Genomic DNA, 9,440 nt, shown 5'->3' on the forward strand with positions numbered 1-9,440 from the left:
TAACAAAGTAAAGCTATTATGATCTTTATTGACTCTTTCGTTATACTAGTGCCCTTTTTATCTATCGAGTGAATAGTTGCAGATGAGTAAATCGGTGTTATCTATCTTACATACAGAGTCGTCTTGTGGTTGGGGTGGTCAAGAAATCCGCATTTTGACAGAATCTCAAGGCATGGTGCAAAGAGGGCACCATGTGACACTGGTTTGCTGTCCAAACTCAAAAATTGCCAAAGCAGCCCCTGACTATGGTATTGAGGTTGTCACATTACCGATTGAAAAAAAACGCGGATCTGCACTGATGGCATTGCGTAAGTGGTTAAAAGTCCATCGTCAGCAATTTGATGTGATTAATACCCATAGCTCGACAGATGCTTGGTTAGTTGCGCTATCTTGTGCTTCATTACGCCACTCTCCCGCCATAGTACGTACTCGCCATGTATCTACCGATGTATCACGTTCACTGCCCACGCGTTGGCTCTACCTGTCTTCAAGTGCCCATATTGTGACTACCGGTGAAAAATTACGCCAAACCTTACATCAATATAATCGTTTTCCGCTCAGTCAAATGACCTCAGTTCCTACGGGGATCGATTTAGAAAAGTTCTCGCCACAAAATAAACAGCAAGCACGAGAAAAAATAGGTGTGCCTAATAAACCTACATTAGGGATTGTGGCAACAATGCGGGTATGGAAAGGACATAAATACCTAATAGAAGCATGGAAAACATTGCATCTGCAATTTCCTGACTGGCAACTACTTCTCGTCGGAGATGGCCCACAACGTAAAAATTTACAACCGATGGTTAAACTTGCAGGATTAGAAGAGAGTGTCTTTTTCTTAGGCAACCGCAATGATGTGCCGGATTGCTTAAATGCAATGGATTTATTTGCCTTACCCTCTTTTGGTAACGAAGGGGTGCCACAAGGTATTATGCAAGCGATGGCTTGCGGATTACCGGTGGTATCAACCACAGTAGGTGCAATTAGTGAAGCGGTGATTGATGGTAAAACCGGCTTTACATTGGCACCTAAAGTACAAGAAACCCTAATTAATTACCTTGCTAAATTAATGGCCTCTGATGAGTTACGTCAACAAATGGGGCAAGCGTCATTAGCCCATGCCAAAGCTCAGTTTGGTTTAGATAACATGCTAGATAAAATGGAAAAAATATTTATTAACGCCATTAGCCTTAAAGATAAATCACGATAATTGATATCCAATAAAGTCGCTAAGGGCTAATTATCCTGTATCTGATGTTATATTTTCATTCTGTTTATGAATATTTGTAATGCTTTTTAGTGTATAGTCTGGAAAGTAAATGTATCATTTAAACTAAATAAAAAGTGTATGGATCCAAAAAACATATTGGTTATAGCAATTGCGCGTTTTGGTGATACGTTACTGATCACGCCGGTGATCCACGCACTAAAAGAGCGTTGGCCGAATGCGCGTATTCATGTATTGGCGCATAAACGCAGTGCCTGCATTTTGCAGCACAATCCTGATATTTTTAGTGTTAAGCCTTTCTCGAAAAAGCGCGCCCGTTGGCGAGGATGGTTACCCCATAAACCTTATGATTTAGCTTTGGTATATGGAAATGATCATTCATTAGTGCAGTATGCCCGCCGTCAATCACAACATGTAGTGGCTTTTGCTGAAAATAACCAAAAGCAATCAGACATAACATGGGTGGCTTACCCTAAAGAGTTAATGGTGGCACAAAAAGAGCGTGCTTTATTAATTAATGCATTAGGAATTTACCCAACCAATTGGCAATTACGCTACTCTATTAGTTCAGAAGAAAAGCAATTTGCCCAACAGTTTATAGAGAGTAATGCATTAATTAATAAGCACATTATTGGCTTACAATTACAAAGTTTTCCTGCCAAAGCTTACCGCGATTGGCCTATAGAACACTTTTTGCAGTTAGCCAAACAGATAATGACTCATGACGAGCAGGCCTATTTTCTGTTATTAGGTGGGAAAGAGAGCCAACAAGTCGCCATTGAACTGGCGAAAAAAATAGGTACTGAGCATTGTTTGGCATTAGCAGGGCAAGTTTCTATGCGCGAAAATGCTGCCATTATGGCGCATTTGTCGCTCTATATCGGGGTTGATACAGGGCCGACGCATTTAGCTGGCGCGTTAGGTATTCCGATGGTAGCCATGTATCACAGCTATCATCCCGGATGTTATTTAGCGCCATTACAACATTCATGTTGTCATATTATCCAACATCCTATTGCGTTAGCCGATGCAAGTCGTGAAGATAGTATGTCTGATATTTCTGTCGCCAATGTTTGGCATGCCGTTAGCGATATTTTAAATGGAATAAAGGTGAAACAGTAACTCATGAAGATTGGCTTAATTGATGTCACAATCACAATGTCTTATGGTGGGATCCAAACCGCAGTATGGGAGCTTGCCAAACAGTTACATGATGCGGGACATGAGGTACATCTTTATGGGGGCAATGGTGATGTCAGGCATGAACTAGCAGGCCGACAAATTCATATTCATACCTATCCTTATACACCAAGAGAGAAAGTTATCGATCTCGGTGGTCGTTTTCGTCGTATTGTTGAACGTTATAGTTTTGCTCGCTATGCTAAACAAGATGTTATTCGACAAAATTTTGATTGGGTTATTTTAACTAAGCCGTTTGATTTCTTTTGGCCTGCAATGATGCCCAAATCTTGCTCGACACGTTTTTGTTATATGAGTGGTGGCACCAGCTTTTTTAAAGGTGATCGTAAACTGGCGAAAAAAATCTCTGCTTGGGTTGCGTGTAGCCATTTTAATGCTTGGCAAATTCAGCAGCATTTTAAACAATTTCCTGCGGTTATCTATAATGGTGTTGATATGGCAAAGTTTAAGCCTATGACAACATCTTTGCGCCAACAGCTCGGGGTGAGTGAGCCTACATTTTTATTGGCATTTGCGGGGCGTGTAGTCGGTTGGAAAGGCTTAAGTGTTGCTATTGATGCAATAGCCCAATTGCGAGATGAAGACGTTAAGTTACTGATCATCGGCGCGGGTGATGCGCTTGAACAATTAAAAAATAAAGCGATGGTAAAAGGTGTTGCTGAACAAGTTATTTTTCATCAACCTGTTGAGCATGCAATGTTACCTGAGTTTTATGCCGCTTGTGATGCGGGGGTTTTCCCGAGTATCGGCGATGAAGCATTTGGGATCACCATTGCAGAAGCAATGGCATGTGGAAAACCGGTGATTGCCAGCTATATTGGCGGTATTCCTGAGGTGGTAGGCAATGAGCAAAGTGCAGGATTATTGGTAACCCCAGGTGATGTAACCGCGATGGTGAAAGCCATCAACCATCTTCGGGCATTGCCGGATAGAGGTAAAGCAATGGGCGAAAATGCACGCCAACGCATTGCTTCTCACTATACTTGGCAACATTCAGCACAACGATTACTACAGGCATTAAAAACAGAATGATGAAAATCGCCTATCTTGATCCTTATCCCGTTCCCGATTTGCGTGTGGCTTCATTGCAAATATTGCAAAACGTTGATGCGTTTGCCCGTGCCGGTGCACAAGTGACGCTAGTCACCCCTAAAGGACAGTATCGAGATAGCGATATTCTCGGGCGTGATATTCATAACAATGCGCGGTTAATTGCGCTAAGAGATATCAGACGTAAATGGTATTTTCCCTTTAATTCGCAAAAGCTATTTTCATTACAAATTGCACGTTGGTTAAAACAACACCCTGTTGATGCACTATTTACGCGTAATTTAAAACTGGCCTGCTATTTGGCTGAGAACCATGCAGATATTCCGCTTTTTTTCGAAAGCCATGAGATTTTTGCGCAATCTTTTGCAGAGTCGCACTCTTTTGAAACGAAAAAAAATCGCCTGAAATACCATAAACTGCTAAAAATGGAGAAGTTGGTATACAGTCGCGCAACGGCAGTATTTGTGCTGACCTCGCTGTTAAGGGACGATATTATTTCGCAATATCAAGTAACCACGCCTATTACTATTGTACCCGATGGGGTAGATTTATATGCCGCAGATAGCAACAAAGATAGCCATAGAGATATAATCGCTACGACCAATAATGTAACAGAGGTACTTTATCTAGGTAGTTTGCATAAATGGAAAGGGATCCCCACCATGATGCGAGCGATGAAATATCTGGATAATGCTAGACTGAATATTGCTGGTGGAACGGCTGAGCAAATTAAAGGGCTGCAATTGCTTGCTAAGGAGATGGATGTAAAAGAGAAAGTTAACTTTCTTGGTTTTATCGATCCTAAACAACGCTTTCAGGCGATTGCTCAACATGATATTTGTGTGCTGCCTTTAACCTTAACCAGTATCGGTAGTCGCTACACCTCTCCGTTAAAACTGTTTGAATATATGGCGATGAGAAAACCGGTGGTTATTTCAGATTTTCCATCAATTCGTGATGTGGTGGATGAAAAAGCGGTAAGTTTTGCTGATAGTGGTGATGCGCAGAGTTTTGCCCAACAAATTAAATTACTAAGAGAAGAGCCACAACGTACCAGTGAGAAAATCAATCACGCCCGTTCATTAGTTGAAAATTATTACAACTGGGATAAACGGGCAGAGACGATTTTACATACCATCAATAAACTGATTAGCTAACGGATTTATCTTCTTGGGTCGGTGTTGCTGAGGGCTGATTTAATAATGAATAGCGCAATGCTAACATTAACCCTAATAAAATACCCACTTGATTAATATAGGCATTTTCAAATAATCCACGCAGTACATAAACCCCTAAAAACGATATTAATAACACTAGCGCTGCTTGGCGAATAATCCCCTGATTTTTGCGGATCAGTTGAATACCCTGAGCGATAAAAGACGCGCAGAAATAGAGTAGACTTATTAACCCCAAAATACCGCCGGCAAACCAGAAAGCTAAAAATACATTATGGGGACCAATGGATTTTTTAAAGACCCAGTTTTTATGCTGTTTTACTTGCTGATTATAAACATTATGATAAAGCTGATTACCATAACCATAGCCTTTAATAGGTTGTTCTAAGATTAAATCTAAGGCTGAGCCTTGGGTACCACCATCAAATCTTAGTCCGCTATTGGTTTGCGATAGTTTATGTTTAAGTTTGGCGTTAATAAATTGGTTATTAGGTAATTGTGTTACACCGAAAAAGAGCGCAACGCAGATACCCATGCTGAGTAAAGTAAATATCCACTGGCGATTAATGATTAAGATAAGTAATGTACTAATCGCTAATGCGACCCAAGCCCCGCGTGCTAATGTCCCTAAGATTGCAAATAAAAATAATAGGCTAACCACACTTAATAAAAGCCAATTAATTATCGAATGATTTTTTTTCAATGCCCATAAGGCCAATATAATAGGAAAGAAAAATAGCAGAGCATAAGAGATTTCTCTATGCGCTAATTGACTTTTTGTTGTAAAAGGCAAAAGATTTTGCTGATATTCCAAATAATACTGCACCAACTCCTTTGCCATAATCACCAATAACCCCATGGCGAATGACACCATCACCATCTTCGCAATTGCCGTAGGTGTTTCTTTATACAATACAATGGGAAACGCAATAGCAAAGAGCAGTAAGCCATTTAAAATCGGCTTATTCATCTCTTTTAGACTCAGTGCGGGCTCTACGGAAATCACGACTGAATAGCCAATGGCGAGCAATAAAAAAAACAGCGCATAGGCGAGATTATTTTTAAAAATCTGACCAATAGTGCGAAAATCACGCACCAGGTACCAAAGTGCCGTTGCACCAATTAGCCCCATCACTATATTTTTATAGCGAGTGATATCGGGTAAGTAGATCAATATAATGTAAAGTCCAATAATGGATAAATTCCATAAAGATTTTTTACTATCGTCTTTAAACAACATCATAATAAGCTGCCACTGTCCTTTATGTTATATTGCTCTAGCGGTTTGTGGGGATGAATGGCTCATCATACAATAAAAATGATGTTATCGCTGTATTTCTCAAGTGACAATAATGGAGTGACTTGTGCCAGAATTACCAGAAGTTGAAACCAGTCGCCGAGGTATTGAGCCTCATTTAGTGGGCAATATCTTACACTACGCAATAGTGCGTAATAGTAAATTACGTTGGCCTGTTTCTGAAAAAATCAAAACCTTGCTGGATGAACCGATTTTAAGTGTTAAACGGCGCGCTAAATATCTGTTAATTGAATTAAATCAAGGATGGATCATTGTTCATTTAGGCATGTCCGGCAGTGTACGTATCTTGCCAGAAGAGCAGCCTGAAGAGAAACACGATCATATTGATTTAGTGTTTCGTGATGGCAAAGTACTACGCTATACCGATCCGCGTCGTTTCGGTGCATGGCTATGGTGTGAAGATTTAGCCACCAGCTCCGTATTAGCCCATTTAGGGCCAGAGCCGCTTTCGGCGCAATTTAACGCGCAATATTTATATCAACAGAGCAAAAATAAAAAAATCGCCATCAAACCATGGCTAATGGATAACAAACTGGTGGTGGGTGTCGGCAATATTTATGCGAATGAAGCACTCTTCTCATCAGGGATCATGCCAGATAGAAAAGCCAATAGCTTAACCGAGCAAGAGTGTGACGTATTGGTTAATGCCATTAAAGCGGTATTAACTCGCTCGATAGAGCAAGGGGGAACCACCTTAAAAGATTTTCTACAATCTGATGGTAAACCAGGTTATTTTGCCCAAGAGCTATTTGTCTACGGGCGCAAAGATAAAGCGTGCTTAATTTGTGGTCATACTATTGAAAGTATTAAGCAGGGGCAACGTAGCACTTTCTTTTGCCGACATTGCCAACATGGTGAAATAACCGATTAACGCTTACCGAGCTTTTGTAGCATTGCTGTAGCAACTACTTCAGGTAAAAAAGTCGATACATCGCCGTCATGACGTGCCACATCTTTGATCAGTGAAGAAGAAACAAAAGAGAGATTTTGTGAAGGTAACAAAAAGACACTATCGAGATCTGGGGCAAAATGACGGTTCATATTCGCCAGTTGCCACTCATATTCAAAATCAGAAACCGAGCGTACGCCACGGATCAAAATGGTCGCTTGCTGTTTTTTAGCAAAATTCGCCATTAGCTCACAAAAGCCGACAACTTCCACATTAGGCAGGTGTTGGGTGACTTCTTTTGCTAAAGCGACACGCTCTTCTAAACTAAACATAGGGTTTTTACGGGCGCTGGCAGCAATAGCTAATAACACCGTGTCAAACATACCCGCAGCACGAGTGAGAATATCAATATGCCCATAGGTGATGGGATCAAAGGTTCCAGGGTAGATAGCTTTATTTTTCATATTCACGGTTTTTCCGGCTAAGTTCCCATAACGAGGCGTATTTATTAAAGGTATACTGTGCATTAACAAATGCCAATATTAATCCCTGTTTTCCATCTAAAATACCCATTCTCAGTAACCAAGTTTTAAAAAATGCCCCCAGCGTATGGCTAATAATGGCACTATAACGGGTGGTTTTACCCTGCTGATTGCGCTCTTGTGCCCATGCTTTAGCGTATTTTAGCTGTTTTTGTTGGAACTCGATTAAATCACGACAAGTAAGATGCAGCAGATCCCCTGGTAAAGTTTTAATGGTTGCGCCTTGGGTTTCTAAAGACTCATGAACCAAATTATCATTATATTGATACTGTTCACGAGCATAAAGGCGGGTTACTTTATCGGGATACCAACCACTATGTTTCATAAAACGGCCCATAAACAGGTTACGGCGAGCACAATTATAAACCACACCCGATTCAGGTTGTTGTAACACGGCTTGAATACTGGCTTTTAACTCAGGGGTAATACGCTCATCACTATCAATCATAAAAATATAATCGCCTGTGGCGTATTGCTGTGCTAATTGTCGCTGTTTACCAAACCCCGGCCATGGAGTGTTGCTAAATACTTTAGCCCCTTTTTCACGGGCCAATTGGCAAGTTGCATCGTCGCTCCCTGAGTCTAAAACAATAATTTCATCAGCCCATTGTACCGAGTCTAAACATGCTTCAATAACATCCGCAACGTTTTTACTGATCATCACGACCGAGAGGCGTTTACTTTCACTCATCAGTGACTCCGTGGTGGCAGATAGGGAGAGAGTAAGGTTAATAAGCGCAATAACGCCCCTTGATTCTCATGAAGTACCTCTACGGCATGGTGTCCATAATAGCGGCGATAATCTTCATCATTGAGTAATGAGGCGATTGCCGTCGCCATAGAGTCACTATCAGTAACGGTAATTAGCCCTTCAGCTTGGTCTAATTTGGCACAGATATTTTTAAAATTAAAAGTATAAGGCCCCATTAATACCGGAATAGCATGGGCTGCGGCTTCTAATGGGTTATGTCCACCGCGCTCGACTAAACTGCCTCCAACAAAGGCCAGATCAGCAATTCCATATAGCAACATTAACTCCCCCATAGTATCGCCTATCACCACTTGGGTTTGTGCATCGGGAATAGCATCGCTACTGCGTAGGGTATATTTAAAGCCAGCCTCTTGGGTAAGTTGCTCTGCTTTTGCAAAACGCTCTGGATGGCGGGGAACTAAAATCAGCAACAGTTGAGGAAATTGTGCCAGTAATTTTTTATGGGTATCTAAGACAATCGCCTCTTCCCCTTCATGGGTACTGGTGGCTATCCAGACAGGGCGATGTGCTGCCCACTGGCGGCGTAATGCCACTGCTTTAGCGGCGAGCTCAGGGGTGACCGAGATATCAAACTTTAAGCTACCGGTAATATGCAGATGTGAGCGTTTTAGCCCTAAAGCAATAAAACGTTCGCCATCTTCCTGATTTTGGGCAGCAATTAAGGTAATTTTTCTCAGCATCGTTTTGACAAAACTACCTAGTTTTTGATAACCCGCTGCTGAGCGCTCTGATAAGCGAGCATTAGCAATAATCAATGGGATTTTGCGACGATAGAGCTGTGAGATAAGATTTGGCCACAGCTCTGTTTCCATGATGATCACCAATTTCGGATCAACCGTTGTAAGAAAACGATTAACCGAGCCGGGTAAATCATAAGGAAGATAGACATGGTACACATCGTCACCAAATGCAGAGCGTACGCGCTCTGAGCCTGTTGGTGTCATGGTGGTGACGGTAATAGGTAAATCGGGATAATGGTGGCGTAATGCACGAACAAGAGGTACAGCGGCAAGTGTTTCACCCACTGAAACGGAGTGCAATAAAATGCCATGAGGCGCGACTTTGCCTCGACAAAAGCCATAGCGCTCACCCCACCGTTTGCGATAGGCGGGTGCTTTGCGGCTGCGTAATAAAAGACGTAGCCAAATCAGAGGTTGAATAAGGTAAAGAAGTACCTGATATAAACGCAACAACATGCTATCAAATTCACTTATCTGGACGAAAGCCTATAGTACCACACTGTGTAGGAGAAAGTGTGTAAAAACA

General features: G+C 41.6%; 9 protein-coding genes. 5 read left to right on the plus strand and 4 right to left on the minus strand.

Annotated features, from left to right (window positions below; all coding sequences use genetic code 11):
- The first annotated feature begins 82 nt into the window (after positions 1-82).
- The 4 genes from ACYUCW_RS03450 (at position 83) to ACYUCW_RS03465 (ending at position 4,635) form a co-directional block, all read left to right on the plus strand.
- Positions 83-1,210 (plus strand): glycosyltransferase family 4 protein, encoded by a 1,128-nt coding sequence (locus ACYUCW_RS03450; protein ID WP_460408209.1) that lies wholly within the window; start codon positions 83-85, stop codon positions 1,208-1,210.
- 138 nt (positions 1,211-1,348) lie between these two features.
- Positions 1,349-2,350: a glycosyltransferase family 9 protein gene (locus ACYUCW_RS03455; protein ID WP_012368652.1), complete on the plus strand. Its 1,002-nt coding sequence runs from the start codon at positions 1,349-1,351 to the stop codon at positions 2,348-2,350.
- Positions 2,351-2,353: 3 nt separating this feature from the next.
- Positions 2,354-3,460 (plus strand): glycosyltransferase family 4 protein, encoded by a 1,107-nt coding sequence (locus tag ACYUCW_RS03460; protein WP_036919452.1) that lies wholly within the window; start codon positions 2,354-2,356, stop codon positions 3,458-3,460.
- On the plus strand, positions 3,457-4,635 hold the full coding sequence (locus tag ACYUCW_RS03465; RefSeq protein ID WP_036895900.1) for a glycosyltransferase family 4 protein: 1,179 nt from the start codon (positions 3,457-3,459) through the stop codon (positions 4,633-4,635). The genes ACYUCW_RS03460 and ACYUCW_RS03465 overlap by 4 nt, the downstream gene beginning before the upstream one ends.
- On the opposite strand, the gene rfaL is transcribed toward ACYUCW_RS03465, so the two are convergent.
- Positions 4,628-5,896 (minus strand): O-antigen ligase RfaL, encoded by a 1,269-nt coding sequence (gene rfaL, locus ACYUCW_RS03470; RefSeq protein WP_163748160.1) that lies wholly within the window; start codon positions 5,894-5,896, stop codon positions 4,628-4,630. The two genes, ACYUCW_RS03465 and rfaL, sit on opposite strands and share 8 nt — an antisense overlap.
- 121 nt (positions 5,897-6,017) lie before the next feature.
- On the opposite strand from rfaL, the gene mutM reads away from it, so the two are divergent.
- Positions 6,018-6,842, plus strand: a complete 825-nt coding sequence (gene mutM, locus ACYUCW_RS03475; protein ID WP_004249751.1) for a bifunctional DNA-formamidopyrimidine glycosylase/DNA-(apurinic or apyrimidinic site) lyase — start codon at positions 6,018-6,020, stop codon at positions 6,840-6,842.
- Here mutM and coaD read toward each other — a convergent pair.
- From coaD to waaA, 3 genes are read right to left on the minus strand one after another with little or no spacing between them, the layout of a single operon-like run.
- The gene (gene coaD / locus ACYUCW_RS03480; protein WP_004246474.1) at positions 6,839-7,324 is read right to left on the minus strand and encodes a pantetheine-phosphate adenylyltransferase; all 486 of its coding nucleotides are present in this window, start codon (positions 7,322-7,324) and stop codon (positions 6,839-6,841) included. The two genes, mutM and coaD, sit on opposite strands and share 4 nt — an antisense overlap.
- Positions 7,314-8,093: a glycosyltransferase family 2 protein gene (locus tag ACYUCW_RS03485; RefSeq protein ID WP_004246473.1), complete on the minus strand. Its 780-nt coding sequence runs from the start codon at positions 8,091-8,093 to the stop codon at positions 7,314-7,316. Before ACYUCW_RS03485 ends, coaD begins: the two co-directional genes overlap by 11 nt.
- Entirely contained in the window at positions 8,093-9,370 is a 1,278-nt protein-coding gene (waaA, locus tag ACYUCW_RS03490; RefSeq protein ID WP_004246472.1) for a lipid IV(A) 3-deoxy-D-manno-octulosonic acid transferase, read from the minus strand. Before waaA ends, ACYUCW_RS03485 begins: the two co-directional genes overlap by 1 nt.
- Between the last annotated feature and the right edge of the window lie 70 nt (positions 9,371-9,440).

The sequence above is a fragment of the Proteus sp. MB838 genome (assembly GCF_054767435.1).

Bases quoted from the DNA above. Each gene is read 5' to 3' on its own strand.
- ACYUCW_RS03450 (WP_460408209.1), top strand. From the start codon at position 83: ATGAGTAAATCGGTGTTATCTATCTTACATACAGAGTCGTCTTGTGGT.
- ACYUCW_RS03455 (WP_012368652.1), top strand. From the start codon at position 1,349: ATGGATCCAAAAAACATATTGGTTATAGCAATTGCGCGTTTTGGTGAT.
- ACYUCW_RS03460 (WP_036919452.1), top strand. From the start codon at position 2,354: ATGAAGATTGGCTTAATTGATGTCACAATCACAATGTCTTATGGTGGG.
- ACYUCW_RS03465 (WP_036895900.1), top strand. From the start codon at position 3,457: ATGATGAAAATCGCCTATCTTGATCCTTATCCCGTTCCCGATTTGCGT.
- rfaL (WP_163748160.1), bottom strand. From the start codon at position 5,896: ATGATGTTGTTTAAAGACGATAGTAAAAAATCTTTATGGAATTTATCC.
- coaD (WP_004246474.1), bottom strand. From the start codon at position 7,324: ATGAAAAATAAAGCTATCTACCCTGGAACCTTTGATCCCATCACCTAT.
- ACYUCW_RS03485 (WP_004246473.1), bottom strand. From the start codon at position 8,093: ATGAGTGAAAGTAAACGCCTCTCGGTCGTGATGATCAGTAAAAACGTT.
- waaA (WP_004246472.1), bottom strand. From the start codon at position 9,370: ATGTTGTTGCGTTTATATCAGGTACTTCTTTACCTTATTCAACCTCTG.